The sequence below is a fragment of the Kitasatospora sp. NPDC097691 genome (genome assembly GCF_040302665.1).
GTDB lineage: Bacteria > Actinomycetota > Actinomycetes > Streptomycetales > Streptomycetaceae > Kitasatospora.
On the sequence record NZ_JBEORY010000048.1, the window covers coordinates 1 to 16,233 of the forward strand.

Annotated in this window: 14 protein-coding genes; 5 read left to right on the forward strand and 9 right to left on the reverse strand. The window is 71.1% G+C overall.

The genetic code is table 11. The features are described from left to right. On the reverse strand, nt 1-646 hold a 646-nt coding region (locus tag ABTY56_RS27340; protein WP_350631841.1), incomplete at its 3' end, for a hypothetical protein. A 183-nt stretch (nt 647-829) separates the two neighbouring features. Between ABTY56_RS27340 and ABTY56_RS27345 the strand changes: the two genes are divergently transcribed. The 3 genes from ABTY56_RS27345 (at nt 830) to ABTY56_RS27355 (ending at nt 2,097) form a co-directional block, all read left to right on the forward strand. Next, complete coding sequence (locus tag ABTY56_RS27345; protein WP_350631842.1) at nt 830-1,003, forward strand: hypothetical protein; 174 nt, start codon at nt 830-832, stop codon at nt 1,001-1,003. Nucleotides 1,004-1,435: 432 nt separating this feature from the next. Then, nucleotides 1,436-1,852 (forward strand): hypothetical protein, encoded by a 417-nt coding sequence (locus ABTY56_RS27350; protein ID WP_350631843.1) that lies wholly within the window; start codon nt 1,436-1,438, stop codon nt 1,850-1,852. Beyond that, on the forward strand, nt 1,849-2,097 hold the full coding sequence (locus tag ABTY56_RS27355) for a hypothetical protein (RefSeq protein WP_350631844.1): 249 nt from the start codon (nt 1,849-1,851) through the stop codon (nt 2,095-2,097). Before ABTY56_RS27350 ends, ABTY56_RS27355 begins: the two co-directional genes overlap by 4 nt. A gap of 321 nt (nt 2,098-2,418) precedes the next feature. Here ABTY56_RS27355 and ABTY56_RS27360 read toward each other — a convergent pair whose 3' ends face one another. Continuing rightward, on the reverse strand, nt 2,419-3,357 hold the full coding sequence (locus ABTY56_RS27360; RefSeq protein ID WP_502893197.1) for a glycosyltransferase: 939 nt from the start codon (nt 3,355-3,357) through the stop codon (nt 2,419-2,421). A gap of 29 nt (nt 3,358-3,386) precedes the next feature. On the opposite strand from ABTY56_RS27360, the gene ABTY56_RS27365 reads away from it, so the two are divergent. Further along, nucleotides 3,387-3,536 carry a hypothetical protein gene (locus ABTY56_RS27365; protein WP_350631846.1) on the forward strand — a complete coding sequence of 50 codons (150 nt, stop codon included), beginning with the start codon at nt 3,387-3,389 and terminating at the stop codon, nt 3,534-3,536. Between the two features lie 152 nt (nt 3,537-3,688). On the opposite strand, the gene ABTY56_RS27370 is transcribed toward ABTY56_RS27365, so the two are convergent. The 5 genes from ABTY56_RS27370 to ABTY56_RS27390 form a co-directional block, all read right to left on the reverse strand. After that, complete coding sequence (locus ABTY56_RS27370; RefSeq protein ID WP_350631847.1) at nt 3,689-4,174, reverse strand: hypothetical protein; 486 nt, start codon at nt 4,172-4,174, stop codon at nt 3,689-3,691. A gap of 63 nt (nt 4,175-4,237) precedes the next feature. Further along, nucleotides 4,238-4,525: a hypothetical protein gene (locus tag ABTY56_RS27375; protein WP_350631848.1), complete on the reverse strand. Its 288-nt coding sequence runs from the start codon at nt 4,523-4,525 to the stop codon at nt 4,238-4,240. A gap of 273 nt (nt 4,526-4,798) precedes the next feature. Beyond that, nucleotides 4,799-4,966, reverse strand: a complete 168-nt coding sequence (locus tag ABTY56_RS27380; RefSeq protein WP_350631849.1) for a DUF8730 family Cys-rich protein — start codon at nt 4,964-4,966, stop codon at nt 4,799-4,801. Nucleotides 4,967-5,198: 232 nt separating this feature from the next. Then, entirely contained in the window at nt 5,199-7,073 is a 1,875-nt protein-coding gene (locus ABTY56_RS27385; protein ID WP_350631850.1) for an aminotransferase class V-fold PLP-dependent enzyme, read from the reverse strand. A gap of 86 nt (nt 7,074-7,159) precedes the next feature. Then, nucleotides 7,160-10,012, reverse strand: coding sequence for a helix-turn-helix transcriptional regulator (locus ABTY56_RS27390; RefSeq protein ID WP_350631851.1), 2,853 nt, complete (start codon nt 10,010-10,012; stop codon nt 7,160-7,162). A gap of 182 nt (nt 10,013-10,194) precedes the next feature. Here ABTY56_RS27390 and ABTY56_RS27395 point away from each other — a divergent pair, with 182 nt between their 5' ends. Beyond that, nucleotides 10,195-13,044 (forward strand): AAA family ATPase, encoded by a 2,850-nt coding sequence (locus ABTY56_RS27395; RefSeq protein ID WP_350631852.1) that lies wholly within the window; start codon nt 10,195-10,197, stop codon nt 13,042-13,044. Between the two features lie 52 nt (nt 13,045-13,096). On the opposite strand, the gene ABTY56_RS27400 is transcribed toward ABTY56_RS27395, so the two are convergent. Together ABTY56_RS27400 and ABTY56_RS27405 are read right to left on the reverse strand one after the other, a co-directional pair. Further along, nucleotides 13,097-15,127 (reverse strand): MMPL family transporter, encoded by a 2,031-nt coding sequence (locus tag ABTY56_RS27400; protein WP_350631853.1) that lies wholly within the window; start codon nt 15,125-15,127, stop codon nt 13,097-13,099. A 288-nt stretch (nt 15,128-15,415) separates the two neighbouring features. Beyond that, nucleotides 15,416-15,994 (reverse strand): sigma-70 family RNA polymerase sigma factor, encoded by a 579-nt coding sequence (locus ABTY56_RS27405; protein WP_350631854.1) that lies wholly within the window; start codon nt 15,992-15,994, stop codon nt 15,416-15,418. Between the last annotated feature and the right edge of the window lie 239 nt (nt 15,995-16,233).

Below are 16,233 nucleotides of genomic sequence, written 5' to 3' on the forward strand. Positions count from 1 at the left end.
GCGGATGCATCACCAGCGTCGCGAGCAGGGCCGTCTTGCCGGACCAGGCCTCGCCTCGCCACCACATGAACCGGCGGTCGCTGGCGCAGAAGCGGTGCAGCAGGGCGAGCTCGTCATCCCGACCGATCAGCTCGGCGGGTGCGAGGCCGCGCACCATTCCGCGCAGGTAGTCCGAGCTGGAACGCCACCAGCCCGCCTCGGGGACGGCGCGTTCACGCGGTAGGGCGAAATGGGTCTGGGAGGTGACGAGCTTAGACTCCCGGGCCTGTTCCCACCGTGTCTTCCACAGTTCCTTCTTACCTGCCCACCGGTCATCCGGTCTGGCGCTGGCCTCTCGCGCGAGGGCCTCTCGCGTGCGGGGCGCTCCGGCGCGGGCAGGTCCGGTACGGGTGCCGGGCCGAGATTGCTCGGACCACACCAGAAGCACCCTGACCAGGGACCACAGGGTTTCAAAGTCCTTGGCTGGTGTGCCATTCGTGAACCACTCACTGACGGTGGTGGATGAGAGGTCCTGACCGAGCGCTTCTGCGGCCAACTGGATGGCCTCCGTGCGGTGCCGGCCCTTGAGAGCGCTGATCTCCAACTCGTTCAGCGCGGAGCTCAGGATCCCCCGTGCGGTGCTGAGGTCCGTCTTCTTGTTGCTCACCGCACGCCCTCCCCGATCCGTCGGATCCGACGGATCCGTCCGGCGGCCGACTCAACACCGCTGTGACATGGGCTTTCAAAACTGCTGTCCGTCCGATCCGACAAACCTTCAACGCTGCAGGACAGTCGGCTGAGATGTCCCTCGCGCGGCCCGCCCGGTGGTCGCACGAAGAGAGGGAACGCCGTGAACATCGCCGCCTGGGCCACCCTGGTGCCCATCGCCGTCGCGCTCGTCGCCGCCGCTGCGGCCGTACTGATCGTCATCGTCGCGGTGAACGGCACCGCCTCGCGTGATCGCGCCACGGTGCTGAAGGCTGTCGCCGAGGTGATCCGTGCCGTACGCGGTAGCCGCAGGTGACGGCACGCCAGCCCAGCTACCGCGTAACGAGAAGTGCTCGACCGGCTCATCCGTCCCCACTGACAGTCGCCCCCATCGACATGCATAGTGCCGGACAATGTGGGCCAACGTCACTGAAAACAGCAAACGATCACCGGCCTCTGCGACTCGTGACACGTTCGTCGACGACACCCGCGCGTCGGCGCCTCCTCGGGTGTCGACGGGCTGCTGTGGTGGGCCGACTCCGGCCAGTGGCCCGTCGGCACCCGCAACGAGAACGGCGACCACCAGGCGGTTCGACGGTTCCACCACCGACTTCCCAGACAGCTACGCGGATCGAGCTCTGGCTTACGGCCATGATCTCAATCAGAGCCACCGTCAGAGCCGATGCAGGCAGCACGAGTTTCAGATGAGTCAGCACCACCGTCTCCCGCACGGTGCGGGAAGGCGGCCTTGCTGGAGGCTTCGTCACCGGACGGCAGCGCCCGGTTCCTCGTACGCGGCCAGGATGGCTCTGACCCTGAGCGCAACCTGGAGCTGGTCGCGCACGGCGTCGAGGACGCCACGCCACTGATGGCGGCCGTCAGCTATGCCCAGCCGGCCGGTTCGGAGCGGATGCTGCTTGTGCCTGTGCTGCAAGGGTGTTTCGGCCCTGCAGCCTCGTACGTACGGTTGCCGTGCTTCGCCGAAGAGGGTTGGACGGCGGCCGAGCCTGTTTCGGTGGGCCTGGACAGCGTGCGGGATGCGGCCACGGTCCGGCATTCGGTCCGCGCCTCGCTCAACGAGACGACCCGCGATGCCTGGCGCGAGGTACGGGCACTGATCTCGGATGTGGGCCTGTGTCACGTCATCGACGAGGAGCCGCGGTGACCGGGGTCGTGGGACCGGAACAGCGCGAGAATTCGCGTAATGAAGCCACCGAAGAGAAGGTCGCGACGGGCCGAACAGGCGGGCCGAACGGGCGGGCCGACGGTGGCCGGTTGGGTCGGGTCGGCCCGACGGCTCGCACGGCGGTCGATGAGGTGCTGGAGCGATCATCCGGCCCGCAGGCTGCGGTTCGGGAGCTGCTGGGCGAGTCCGCGCTGTTGAAGGCCACGCGCTGTCCGTGTCGGTGATCGCGTGCGCGTCGTGCTCGGCGATGCGCTCAGGGCTGTCATGGTCAGCCGATCACTCGGGGTCAAGTGATCTCTCTGCTACCCCGATCGAGAGAAGAGTACGAACCAGGTCTGACCGACCGTGGTTCCAGGGCAGACCCGGATCCACCCGGAGTAGCGAGAGCCCGAACTCGCCCTGCAGGGGCGCCTTTCGAGTCAGGCTGGACTCGGAGACCTTTCCGGGGAACGCCTTCCATCGCCCCGACGGCGGCGCCCACGGCGAGTCGTCCGCCGCACGCCGACCACGGTGCGCCCGACCAGGCCGAACCCGGCGATCCACCGTCAACGACTGTCCCGCAGTGCCGCAGGCGTCCTCATGACGTCGTCGGCAAGGCGGTGGTAGCGCGCCGCGACGGCGTGCCAGCTCACGTCTGGGGACCCAGCGGGTCGTACCGGCACCGGGGTGACGGGCTGATCGTGGAGCAGGGCGCTGATGGCGTCGGCCGTGGCCTGTGGGTCGCGGTGGGGGACGACGATGCCGCGGCCGCGGGCCAGCAGCTCCACGGCGTGCGGGAAGCGGGTGGCCACGACCGGGACCCCGGCGGCCAGCGCCTCCACGAGGACGCCGGAGGTGGCCTGGTCAGGCTCGTCGTAGGGCAGCACGACACACGAGGCGTGCTTGATTCGCAGGTGCAGGTCTTCCGGCGGGAGGAAGCGGTCGTCGAAGTCGACGCGGTCGGCGACACCCAGCCTGTCCGCGTGTTCGGCGAGCCGGTGGCGGTAGGTCTCGCCCTCCTGCTCGACGACACGGGGATGGGTGCGTCCGGCGACGACGTACCGGGCGCCTGCGGCGCTGCCGCGGAGCAGGGGGAGGGCGGCGATGGCCCACTCGATGCCCTTGCCGGGCCGCAGCAGTCCCCAGGTGAGCAGAGTGGGGGTCGTGTCTGCGGTCCGGCCGGTCGTCGACTCGCGGACGTCGCACATCCCGATCAGGCCCGGAGCGACTCCGTGCGGGATCACCCGGATGTGCTCGCGGGGGACGCCGTACTGCGCGGACAGCCGGTGTCGGGCGTCCTGGCTCATGACCACCACGGCGGCGGCCTTGCCGCAGACGCGGCTGAGGACGGCGCGCTGATGGTCAGTGGGGTCGTCACACACGGTGTGCACGACCACGATGGCCGGCACGGTCAGCAGGTCGACGACCCGGAGCGCGTCGACACCGTTCACGCCTCCGTAGATGCCGAACTCGTGCTGGACGAGGGCGACATCCTCCTGATTCAGGACGCACCCCGGACGGCACTGCGACCACGATGCGCCGCTGGGTCCTCCAGGAGCACGTCTGGACGAAGCTGCTGGACGAAGCCGGGTTCACGGCGATCAGCATCGACCGACTTCCCCCAGTGGCCTCGGGGCCGCGCTCGGCCGACACCCTGCTGCTCCAGGCCTACCGGCCGCAGTGACCGAACTCGCGGGCTACCTGTGCCTACCGGTGGACGTTCCAGTGGAGGCGCGCAGCTCGGCAAGGACGGAATCCAGACGCGGGGGACAAGCTCGGCGGCCAGAGCCGCCTGCTGGTCGGCGTCGGCGCGGTCGCCCTGCTGCCGTCACCCGATCAGGTGGTCGTCTCCTGGAGGTGCTCCACCCGCCACCAGGCATCGACCGGCGGCTCCCGCCGGACGCCCGCGCCACGCCCAGCCCCCCGGGAAGACCGCGTGACCGAACGGAGCACCACAGGCGGTGACGGCCATGGCTGCTCCTGGCGGGTCGGGACCATCCCCGCGCGGGCGGGGAGCAGTGGTGCATGTTGCTGGCCGTGTACCGCGTGCCGGGACATCTCCAGCAAGAACACCTGAGTGAAGCGGTCGGCGATATCTTGCTGGTTGTCCGCACCGCCACAGACATACAGAGTCGCCGGCGCGGCGGCCCGAATCAGTTCGTCCAAGCGGGCTGGATCCCATGCCCAGCTGTGCTGGGCAAGCCAGGCCAGGTCTGGCGCCGTCGGCTGTTTCGCCACCACGGCGCCGCTCGGGTCAACGAACCGGGCAAGCAACGGGTCAGCGTCGGCGTCGATGGATACCAGGCCTCGACGGGCCAACACGGCTGCAACCGTAGACTTTCCGGCGCCAGAACAGCCTGCGATCTGGACAGCATTCACAAGTGCCTATCGTCGACCAGCTTCAGGGCGGGGGCAAGCGAGTTCCACACCATCAGGTGGTGTCCGGTTTGGCCTTTCGGTTGAGACGAGCAGGTTTGTTGCGGGCTCGCTGGAGGGCTGCGGTCGTGGCAGGGTGAACAGCCCCTGCTCGGTCTCGGCCTGGATTCCCCGCTCGGCGAGCCGTTTGAGCTTCAGGCGGACATCGTTGATGTTGCTGGACGCGATATCCAAGTCCATCGCCTCGCACACCGCCCGCGCCCGCAGCGGGACGTCGGCCGCAGCGAATACCGCCATGATCTGCAGGCAGGTAACCCTCCTGTCCGTTCTCGGGCAGGTGGACGACGCCGTTGTGGACGACGACGCTCGCGGCCAGCAGGTGTGAGAAGGGCCGGTCCGGGTTCACCACGAGCCGGTCGCGCGCGATGCTCGCAGCGACCTCGGCCGCCCGTCGGATCGAGGCCGGGCGCGAGTGCAGGGACATCGTGACCCGGCCGGCCTCGTCTCCCATGTCCTCGGCCGGGCCGGATTCGACGCCGACCCGGTGCAGGGCGGGACGGCCGCGTGGTCTCAGCGGCGTCCCAGGAGCCTCGCGAGGAAGCCGCCGCCCTTGCCCGTGTTCTTGTCGCAGGCGCAGCGGTCGGACTTGCCGACTCCGGCCAGCACCTGGTCGACGTGCAAGCCGCACCCCGTGTAGGTGGCCTTGCCGCAGGTGCGGCAGGCGATACGTCGACACATCAGATGACTCCTTGCGTGGTGGCCCTCGGGGACCGGTCGTGTCTTCGACGATACTCGATACCCCACCGGGTATCGCGGCGGAGGTGCGGCTGCCGGCTGTGCATGGTGTGCGGGTCTGGTCGGCATCGGTGCGACAGCCGGCGCGACAGCCCGCCCCGGGAGCGGCGCATCGACCCGCATGCCCGGGGGCGTCCTGTCGCAGCCGAACGGCCCGGATCGGCCGGCTGCCGGGTCACGAGTCCGTGTCGTCGGGGTGTGCCCGCAAGCACTCCTCGGCAATGGAGAAGTGGCGGAGAGCCTCGAACTCCTCGGGCAGGTCGATGCGGCCTTCGACGAGACGTCCGGGGCGTTCGGCCATGAGGCTGCGTGCGTGGGCGAGGTAGCCCGCCAGTGCCTCTTCGCCGTGGCGGACCGGCATCGGCGTGTCGGTGCGGTGCGAGCCGGGGCCGATCGCACTGTCGATGCGGAAGTCCGCCAGGCGCACCGGGGGTTCCGCCGGGGCGAGCCGGTGGCGCCAGAGACCGGCGCCGGGGGTGAACCGGTAGTCGGGGAGCAGGCGGTGGCCGTCCGTGGCGATGATGTCGACTGCCTCGACGATGAAGTCCCGGACGGTGTCGGACATGAAGTACGGAAAGCTGACGCGCGTCCACCCGGGTTTGATGCCCTCGTGGCGGTGCCTGACGATCTGGTCGCGCAGCGCCCCCGAGTGATCTTCACCGATCTCCAGCAGGCGGTGCCCGTACGGGCCGGCGCACGAGCAGCCCCCGCGGGCCTGGATGCCGAACAGGTCGTTGAGCAGCGCGACGACGAAGTTGTGGTGCAGATATCGGTCCTCGTGCCGGACCAGGAAGGAGACGAGAGGCAGGCGTGGCACCTGGGTGGTGCCGAGGATGACGATGTTCGGGTTGCTCTGCCAGCGGGCGAGGACCGCCTGCCAGGCTCGCTCCTCCCTGGTGTGGATCAGCTCGGTGCCGACCGCCTCCTTGACCCCGAAGGCGAGGCCGGCGCGGATCGACTCGACGATGGCGGGGGTGCCGCCCTCCTCCCGGGCGACCACGTCCTCCAGGTAGTACTGGTGCTGCGGGTCCACGAAGGCCACGGTGCCGCCGCCCGGCATCGTGGGTACGCGATTGCGGACGAGGTCCCGTCGAACGATCAGCACTCCCGGGGACTGCGGGCCCCCGACGAACTTGTGGGGTGACAGGAAGACGGCGTCCTTGTGATCGCCACGGCCCGGTGCCGACTCGGCGACACGGATGGGGAGGTACGGTCCGGCCGTGGCGAAGTCCCAGAAGGACAGCGCTCCGTGAGCGTGCAGCAGGGCGGCGATCCGGTCGGTGTCGGTGAGGATGCCGGTCACGTTGGAGGCGGCCGAGAAGCTGCCGATCCGCAGTGGCCGGTCCGAGTACCGGACGAGTTGGGTGCGCAGGTCGTCCTCGTCGATCCGGCCGCTCGAGTCCATCCGGATGACCACGACATCGGCGATCGATTCCCGCCAGGGCAGCTCGTTCGAGTGGTGCTCGTAGGGACCGACGAAGACGACCGGCCGCTCGTGTGCGGCAAGGCCGTGTTCCGGTCCGTGCCGCTCGGCCGGCCCCACCGGGCTCTGCAGTTCCAGGATGCCGACGAGTTTGTTCACGGCAGCGGTGGTTCCCGCCCCGCAGAAGAGCACGACGTGGTCGTCGGTGCCCCCGACCGCGCGGTGGATCAGACTGCGGGCGTCCTCACGAAGGCGGGAGGTCTGCAGGCCCGTGGCGGAGCTCTCGGTGTGGGTGTTGGCGTAACGGGGGAGGACCGCCGCGCGGAGCCAGTCCTCGACGAAGTCCAGCGAACGCCCGGAGGCCGTGTAGTCGGCGTAGGTGATGCGCCGGGGCCCGTACGGGCCCTGGAGGACATCGCCGTCACCGATGAGGCCGCGCCGGATCCGCGTCAGAAGTGCGGTGGCGGGGTCCGGTGGCGCCTGCGCACCCGACCGGCCGGGCGTCGCACGTCCGGTCGCCTGCGTCCCGCCGGAGGTGTCCGGCCCCGCGGCCGGGGTGCTTCGGCGGGACCGGCGGATCAGCCCGAACGGTCTCCGGAGGCTTGTGATGACGGAGTTCGATTCCACGGACAGCTTTACGACCGCGTTCGGCCGACGGTTCAACGTGACAGTGATCACATGCGGTCGCGCGCGGGGATTCGTCCGTCCGTCCGTCAGACGTCCTGACGGACACCGCCTTGTCGGGTGGCCTCGGCGGCGATCTCGACCCTCGACCGGAAGGAGAGTTTGGCGAGTATGTGGGAGACGTGGGTCTGGACCGTCCGCGTGGAGATCATCAGCTCGGCGGCGATCTCCGGGTTGGACCGGCTCTCGGCGATCCCCTGGGCGACGCGCAGCTCCGTCGGCGTGAGGCTGTGCCAGCCGGTGGCGGCTCGCAGTCGAGGGCCGCGTGCTCCGATGCGGACCCCGGCCGCTCGCAGCCGAGCCCGCGCGCGCCGGAGCCCCCAGGCGGCGCCGAGTCCGGTGTAGGCCGTCGCTGCCTCGTCCAGCCTGCGCCTGGCGTCCTCCGGACGACCCTGTCGGGCCAGCAGCTCGGCCGCGTCCTCCAGGGCGTTCGCCCGTTGCAGCGGACGGGACGCTGCCGCGTAGTAGTCGGCGGCCGTCAGCAGCGGCGCCGGGTCGGCTTCGAGGAGTCCGGCGGTGTGCAGGGCGACGTGCTTCCGGTAGGCGGTACCGGAGGCCCAGGCCGGTGCGGTGCCGGTGCCTGCGAGGGCGACGGCGGTTGCGGCGGTCGTTCGGTCACCGGCCGCCAGCGCCAGCCGGACGACGACCGGCAGCCATTCGAGCGGGTCCTCCGGTCCGATGGCGGTCCGCTGGTCGAGGAGGGGCAGCAAGGCCGCCAGGGCCTGGTCCGGTCGTCCGGCGCGTTCGGCTGCGATCGAACGTGCCATCGCCAGCCACTGGGCGGACCCGTGGCCGGCGGGGTTTCGCAGCGGGTGGTTCTGCAGGAGCCGCAGCCGTGCCTGGCACGCGGACGTGTCGTCCCGGAGGCCGGCCACCAGCGCGGCCAGACCGTGTACCTGGACGTCCGGGTGCCGGAACTCCTCGCCGCCGAGGTGGTCGATCTCGGCGAGTGCCTCGTCCCACTGTCCGGTGCGGAAACGGTGAGCCGCGATCGCGACCGCGGCGCCGTGACCGTACGCCCGGGTGCACTCGCCGGGACGGCGGATCTCGGCGATCTCCTTCTCGGCTTCGGAGATCCGGTCCTGCAGGCCCGTGATGACGAGCCGTTGGGTCCGAAGCAGCCGCTCGATCCGTGGGTGCGTGTCACCCGCGCAGAGGGCCAGGCCACGCTTGCTCAGTTCCAGGGCACGGTCGAGGCCGCCGTCCCGGACCCGGGCCATCACCACCTGCATCCAGGAGGCGTACGCGACGGCGAACGTCTCGCCCGAGCGCTCCCCGCCGGCCACCGCGTCGGCTGCCGCCTCGGCGGCCTCGTCGGGTCGGTCCGACCAGAACAGGTAGAAGGAGTTCTCGGCGTGCAGGCGCGCCCTGGACTGCTCGCTGATGCCGTCGATCGTGGTGGCGGCCGTCACCAGTTCCGCGGCCTCGCGAGCCCCGTCGTCGGTCGACGATCGGGCGTAGAGCGTCGCGCCGAGCAGCCAGGAGGCCTCGGCCGCGACATCGGGTCCGCACGAGGACGAGGCCAGCAGCCGACGGGCGATCAACTCGGCTTCGTCGGGCCGGCCCAGCGCGTTGAGCGCCTCGACCATCCGCAGGTGCAGGGTGGCCCGGTCCGTCTCCTGGCCGTCCCCGGCGATGGCATGCGTCAGAATCTCCACCGCGCCGGCCGGGGAGCAGGCGACCAGTTCGCGGGCGTGCCGTGCGACCCACCCGCGCGTCCAGGCGTCCGCGGCCACGGAGGTCGCCCGGATCAGATGGCCTGCCACCTGATCGAGTGGTGCACCGGCCCGATCGAGCGTCTCCGCCGCCTGCCGGTGCAGAGCCCCGCGCATGGCCTTCGGGATGCTTTCCACGAGGGCCTGCCAGACGACGTGGTGACGGAATCCGAGCCGTTCTCCTGCCGGGTCCAGCACCGAGGCGGCGAGTGCTTCCTCCAGCAGCGGAACCAGGGCGACGAGCGGGCGGCCTGACACCGCGGCGAGATCGGCGGGCCGGAACTCGGTGCCCAGCACGGCAGCGAGCCGAAGGGCCGCGCGGAGCTCGGTGGACAGGCGCCGGATACGGTCGGTGACCGCTGCACCCAGCGAGAGGTCGTGGTCGTCGAGTGTGGCCTCGAACCCGTGCGGCCCCCTCGTCACTCGGCCCTGCCGGCGAAGGAGAGCCACCAGCTCGGTGAGGTGCAGCGGGTTGCCGCCGGCCTTGCCGAGTGCCCCCAGCAGGGAAGGCCCGACCGGGCCGCTCAGCTGACGGGCCGCGAGGGCTTCCACCTCGTCCGAGGCCAGCGGCTCCAGATCCACGATGAGGCCGTCGGCGCGCTGCAACGCGCTCACCGCGAGGGCCGCGCCTTCCCCGATGCCGGGCGTCAGGGACGCCGCCACGGTCAGCGGGAGCTGCTCGGCGTGGCGTGCCAGGCGCATCCAGAGCGCCGTCGAGGCTTCGTCCGCCCAGTGGAGGTCATCCAGCACGACGAGGACCGGGCTCGTCGCGCACTGCCGTTCCACCACCTGGAACAGGTGCTCCGCCGTGGCCGACACCGGATCCGTCGTTCCCGCGGCGGCGCGCCGTGTCGATGCCGTCACTGCCGCTCGGTACTCCGCCCGCAGTTGCCCGGAGTACGGCCGGCCCCGTTCCAGGACATCCAGGAACGTCCCCAGCGGGAAGTGCCGTTCCGACTCGTTCGCCGTACCCCGGAGCACCGCGAAGCCCGACGCCTGGGCGTGTTCGGTCCAGGCGTTCAGCAGGGTGGACTTCCCGATCCCGGCTTCACCCCGAAGCAGGACGGCACGTCCCCGGCCGGCTGCGGCTGTGGACAGGACATCGTTGAGCTGCGACGACTCGGTCATCCGACCGATCAGCGCCGCTGCTGCCCGGCTGGATCTCATTCTCGGAATTATCGCATCAGCGAGTAATACCGCGGTTTCGGCCGGTTCCGGGCGTTCGCGCCCGGAGAAGCCGCACCCGTGGCGGCCTGGGAGACTTGTCCGGGCGCCGGGGCGGCCCGGCGAGCGCGAGCCCGAGGCGCTGAGCAGCTGTGATGGTCGGGCGACGGAGAAAGTGGATCTTGATGGCAGTGTCGGTGCAGGGCCGTGAAAGCGAGCTGGCGCGCTTGGAGCTGATGGTTCGGCACCTGGCCTCGGGCAAGGGTCAGGCGATGATCCTCCGTGGTGAGCCGGGAATCGGGAAGTCGGCCCTGCTCGACCACGTCGACGCCCTGTGCCGGTCCGCCGGGATCACGGTGCTTCGGGGTGAGGCCGGTGAGATCGACCGGTCGCTGCCGTTCGCGGTGCTGAGCGAGTGCCTCGGTGCCGGAACCGCGGCACACCCGGGAGCCGCCGGGCACCCGGGAGTCACCCGGATCCGCACGCTGCTCCGTGGCGACGAGCGGGCCGGCGCGTCGGCGGGGGCCGTCGGCCAGGAGTTCCTGGTCGCCGAGGCCATCCTCTCGACGCTGGACGACTGGTGTTCGGCCGAACCGCTGGCATTGCTGGTGGACGACCTGCACTGGGCGGACCCGGCCAGCCTGGCGGTCATCCGGCGCCTGGTGCGCGCGTTGGACCAGCTGCCCCTTCTCGTCGTGGCCACGTGCCGCACCACGCCGGACGCCGCCGTCACCGGGTTGCTGCGCGACCTGGAGGAGTCCGGCCTTGCGACAACCGATCTCGGTCCGCTCGCCGATGCCGGGGTCTCCGCGCTCGTCGCGGACCTCGTCGGTGGCTTTCCGGGTGACCGGCTGCGGTCGCTGGTCGCGGGCGCAGCGGGCAATCCGCTCTACGTGGTGGAGCTGGTCAGGTCCCTGTCGGATGCGGGCCGCATCGAGCGTCAGGGACCGACTGCCGAGATCGGCACGGAAGCGTCCCTCGTACCGCCCCCACTGAGCGCCACGATCCTCCACCGGCTGGACGCCCTGAGTGCGCCGACTCGCGAGATGCTCCGCGTGGTGGCACTGCTGGGCCGCGCCTTCAGCGCGGCCGAGATGACCACCGTCCTCCAGCGCCCGGCCACCGACCTGGTGGAGCCGGTGGTGGAGGCGCTCGCGGCGGGAGTGTTGGAGGAGCGCGGAGGCGGGCTGGCGTTCCGGCACGACCTGATCCGCCGGGCTGTGGTGGAGAGTCATTCCCAGGCGGTCCGGACGGCTTTGCACGAGCAGATCGGGGTCTCGCTGGCGGAGGCGGGCGCGCCCGTCGAGCGCGTCGCCGAGCACGTGCTGGAGGCCGGTCACCTGGGACGGTGGGACGTGGCCTGGCTGCGGGCGTCGCTGGATCCGCTCCTGGTGCGAGCGCCGGCGCTCGCGGTCGAGCTGCTCCGCCGTGCCACCGCGGCCTCGGACGACGGTTTCCGGGACCTGGACCTCGAACTCGTCCGGGCACTGCTCTGGGCCGGACTGCCAGTGGAGGCCGAACACGCGGCCAGAGCCGCACTCGCGGGTGACCTCCCGATCCGCCGGGAGGGCACGGTGCGCGGGTGGCTCGCGCAGGCCCTCATGGAGCAGGGCCGGCTGGCCGAGACGGTGGCCGAGGTTCGTTCGGCGCTCGCCCTGAAGGGTCTCCCGCAGAACCAGGTCGCCCGCTTCCACGCCGTGGAGGCGCAGGCTCTGCACTTCATGAGTTGCCTGGAGGAGGCGGAAGGCGCCGCTCGCCTGGCGGTGCGCCACGGGCGGGAGAGCGACGACGTCCTCGCGACGGCCTACGGTCTCACCACCCAGGCCGCGGTCCTCGTCGTCACCAGGCGGGTCGAAGAAGCCCTTGCCCTCACCACCGCGGCCCTCGACAGTCTGGACGCGGCAGGGCTCTCCTCCGAGTTCCAGCTCTCGCCGCACCTGGCCCGGGCCTATTGCCTGGCTGACCTCGACCGCCTGGCGGAGGCCCGCGCGCACGTGCGCACCGGTGCGCGCGAGTGCGAGCGAGCCGGCGTGGCGCTCCTGACCGGGTACCAGTCGGCGATGGCCAAGTTCGAGTTCCTGCGGGGACATTGGGACGACGCCCTGGTCGCCGTCGAGAGCGGGCTGGACACCGTCGACCCGCTGAACATCGGCCCCGACCTGCGCGCGGTCGCAGCGCTGATCCACGTCCGCAGGGACCAGCGGTCCGACCACGTCGACGCGGTCATGAACGCGCCTGACAGCCGGCCCGCGCGCTCCCACACGGAGCACCTGCACTGGTGGGCGCGAGCCCTGGTGCGGGACGCCGAGGGCGACTCCGAACGTGCCTTCGACGTTCTCGAGTCGTTCCTGTGGGCGTCGGGCGGGCTGCGCCAGGTGGTCACCCTCGATCAGCTCTTTCCCGACGCCGCCCGGATGGCCTTCTGCCTGGGCCGCTCGGACCGGCTGGCGGCGCTCACCGACTGCGCCCAGGCGATCGCGGACCTCCAGCCGTCCCCGAGCAAGCTCGGCACCGCCGCGCTCTGCCGGGGGCTGGCCGACGCCGACGCTCTCCTGCTGGCCGAATCCGCGGCTGCGTACCAGGCGGCGGGGCACCCGTTGTTCGCGGCGTTCGCCCGCGAGAACGAGGCTGTCCTGCTGGCCCGCGCCGGTCTGCCGGACCGCGCCGCCGCCGCCGCGGCCGAAGCCCTCGACGGCTACCTCGCGCTCGGTGCCTCGTGGGACGCCCGTCGTACGCGGCAGCGCCTGCAGGCGGAGGGGATCTCCGTCCGGCACCGGACGTCGGTGGCCAGGAGCGAGACGGGCTGGGAGGCGCTGAGCGAGACCGAGCGCGTCGTGCTGGCCATGGTCGCGGAGGGCTGTTCCAACCCGCAGATCGCCGAGCGCATGTACCTCTCCCGGCGGACGGTGCAGGTGCACGTGTCGCGGATCATGGCCAAGCTCGGCGAGTCCTCGCGGGTGGGGCTCGCCGTGACGGCGACGGTGCGGCAGTCACAGCGAGCCCGAGCCGCGGGGTGCAGCGCCGACCCGTCCTGATGCGGGGGCGTCGGCGCTGCACCGTGGCGGGCCCGGGGGATCGTCTCCGTGCCTAGTCGTGGGAGAACCGGAGGGTCGGCAGGAGCCTGCTCAGCCAGGCCGGAGTCCACCAGGCGGCCCGTCCGGTCAGCCGGAGCAGGACGGGCAGCAGGACCAGGCGGACCAGGGCCGCGTCGAGCAGGACCGCCAGGCCCAGGACGATGCCCATCTCCTTGGGGGGCAGCGGACCGGAGAGCGCGAAGGTGAAGAAGACCGCGACCATGACGGCGGCCGCCGCGAAGACGACCCGGCCCGATTGGGTGAGGGAGGCGATCACGGCAGTGCGCGGGTCGCCGCTGCGTTCGTAGTGCTCCTTGGCCGAGGCGAGGAGGAAGACGGTGTAGTCCATCGCGATCGCGAAGATCATGGCGAAGAAGAAGACCGGTGCCCACCCGTCGAGGAAGCCCTGCGGAGTGAAACCGATCAGTCCTGCCCCGTGGCCGTCCTGGAAGACGAGACGGGCGGCGCCGAAGGCGGCCGCGGTGGCGAGCAGGTTGGTGACCGTGCCGATCAGCGCGACCAGCGGCGCCTGCAGAGCGAGCAGGAGCAGGACGAAGCCGAGCGCCAGGATGACTCCGATGACCAGCGGCGTCTTGGCGTTCAGGACGTCCTGCAGGTCGAGGTTCTCGACGGCAGCGCCACCGACCAGGGTCTGCCCGGGGAGGTTCCTGCGCAGTTCGGCAACGACGGTCCTCAGGGCGGGATCGGAGGGATCGGCAGCCGGGACGGCCTGGATGAATGCGAAGCCGGACCCGTCGGCCGCGTTCGTCGTCGGCATCACGGCTGCGATCCCGGGGGTGCTCCTGAGAACGGCGGCGGCGTCCTCGGCGTGGGCGAGGGTCGTCACGATCTGCAGGGCACCGGGAGCCCCGGCGCCGAAGGCCTTCTGGACGGCGACGTATCCCGTTCGAGCGGAGGAGTCGGCAGGAATGACGGTGATGGACGGCATGGCGGTCCGCAGCCCGATCACCGGCGTGGCGAGTGCCAGCAGCGCGATCAGGGCGGGGACGCCGTACCGCAGCGGGTGCGCCCACAGACGTTCGGCCCAGCCGGCGAAGCGGGCCGACCCGGCGGCGTCCTGGGGGCGGGCGAACGGCAGGGGCGCCGCGTCGACCCGGACACCGAGACGCCCGAGGACGGCGGGCAACAGCGTCAGGGTCGCGGCCAGGACGAACATCACCGCGATCATGATGCCAAGTGCCATGGAACGGAAGGCGGGCGACGGGACGAGCAGGACCGCGGACAGGCTGACCAGGACCGTGGCGCCCGACAGCGCGACGGCCTTACCGGCGGTGTCCATGGTTTCGCCGACCGCGCGCCGGGCGTCGCCGTGACCGGCGAGCGCCGCACGGAACCGCACGACGATGAACAAGGCGTAGTCGATGCCCAGGGCAAGGGCGAACATCATCGCGAAGTTCATCGCCCAGATGGACGTCGGCGTCAGGTGGTTGAGCAGCACCAGCGCGCCGGCCGAGGCCGCCAGCCCCGCCATGGTCAGCAGCAGCGGGAGCCCGGCGGCGACCAACGAGCCGAAAGCCAGCACCAGGATCGCGAGGGTCACCGGCCACGACAACATCTCCGACTGCATCATCGCGTCGTGGTTGGCGGCGTTGAAGTCGCTCCACAGCACGGAAGCACCCGTGGCACTCACCTGGACGCCGGCTCCGGACAAGGCGCCGAGCGGCCCCTTGAGCTCGTCTGCCGCACGGACCATGGTGTCGGTGTCGGCCTTCGCGCCGGCCAGCACGACCGCGGTACGCCCGTCGGGGCTTATCGTGGCGCCGGGTTGGGGCGGCACCACCTCGCTGATCCGCGGGTCGGCCCTCAGCAGCGCCATCGCCCGGTCGACGACCTGCTGGACATCGGGATCGGTCACCGGCCGGTCGGCGGCGACGACGATCTGAAGAGCCGAGGAGGCGTTGCCGCCGAAGTGCTGCTGTGCGAGCTCGCGGACACGGACCGACTCCGAGCCGTTGGCCTGCCAACCCGCGCCGGCCAGTGCGGAGGTCACCTGTGGGGCGAAGGCGCCGAGCCCCGCGACCACGACAAGCCAGAGTACGGCGACGAGCCGCAGGCGGCCCGCGGCCCAGAGGCCGAGACGACCGAGGAGGCCCGGCGGTTCACTTCGTTCGGGATCTCGGTGCTGACGGGCGCCCTTCGTCGGATCGGGAGGGAGAAGCGCCGGACCGTGATGCGGAGCGTTCGGGTGATCGGTTGTCGTCATCTGGGGCCTCCGTAGGAGCAGTTGGAATCGGGTCTGGGTGGGCGTGGTTCCCGCCGCACGACTCGGTACGTGTCGGTGGTCGCAGGCCTGCCGGACGCATCGCGTCGGCTACGCGACCGGTCGGTGCTCTCGCAAGGTCGTCCGAAGTGAGCGGAGCGCGTAGTGGCATCGGGACTTGACGGTGCCGGGGGGCACGCCGAGGAGCTCGGCGGTGGCGTTGACGGAACGGTTCTCGAAGTAGACCTGCGTGACCACGGCGCGATGCTGATCGCTCAAGGACGCCAGCGCCGAGCGGAGCGACCAGGCCGTCAGGAACAGGTCGATCTCGTTCGTGGCCGCACTCCTGTCGAGGAACGTGTCCAGGTCGTCGAAGCCGACTTCGGCGAGCCTGCGCCCGCGTGAGCGCAGGTGGTCGATGTGCAGGTTCCTGGCCACCCGGTAGAGCCACGGCAACGCCGTCCGGTGGTCGCCGGCCAGCACCTCGGGATGGTGCAACGCGCGGAGGAAGGTTTCCTGTGTGAGGTCTTCGGCCAGCTGCGGATCCCCGAAGGCGCGCTTGGCGAGGTAGGACAGGACCGCGGTGCGGTGCAAGGAGCTCAGCCGGCGGAACGCGACCTCGGACATCCGGCCCCGGGCGGCGGGGGAGTCGTCCACCTCCGTGGGCCTGCTGTGGGTGAGCGTTCTCATGAGGATCCTCGCGAGTCGATGGGGAGTTGTGCCGGTCAGGCCGGACGATCGAGGTTTGCACGGCGGAGAAGTGGGGAATATCCGCCAGCCGGGCACACTCGGGCGGCCGCTCGCTCGGCGGGGGACGTAGACAGGGCGGTTCCGACTCCGCATCGGTCACGGCGGGCAGTACCACCCGGATCCGAGGGACGGCCACGAGGGGATCGCCACCCCCGGCCGACGCGAGCAGGGCCGGGCAG

Coding starts and splice junctions, on each gene's coding strand:
- ABTY56_RS27375 (WP_350631848.1), bottom strand. CDS start 4,525: ATGGCGGTATTCGCTGCGGCCGACGTCCCGCTGCGGGCGCGGGCGGTG.
- ABTY56_RS27395 (WP_350631852.1), top strand. CDS start 10,195: ATGGCAGTGTCGGTGCAGGGCCGTGAAAGCGAGCTGGCGCGCTTGGAG.
- ABTY56_RS27380 (WP_350631849.1), bottom strand. CDS start 4,966: ATGTGTCGACGTATCGCCTGCCGCACCTGCGGCAAGGCCACCTACACG.
- ABTY56_RS27365 (WP_350631846.1), top strand. CDS start 3,387: ATGCGCCGCTGGGTCCTCCAGGAGCACGTCTGGACGAAGCTGCTGGAC.
- ABTY56_RS27390 (WP_350631851.1), bottom strand. CDS start 10,012: ATGAGATCCAGCCGGGCAGCAGCGGCGCTGATCGGTCGGATGACCGAG.
- ABTY56_RS27405 (WP_350631854.1), bottom strand. CDS start 15,994: ATGAGAACGCTCACCCACAGCAGGCCCACGGAGGTGGACGACTCCCCC.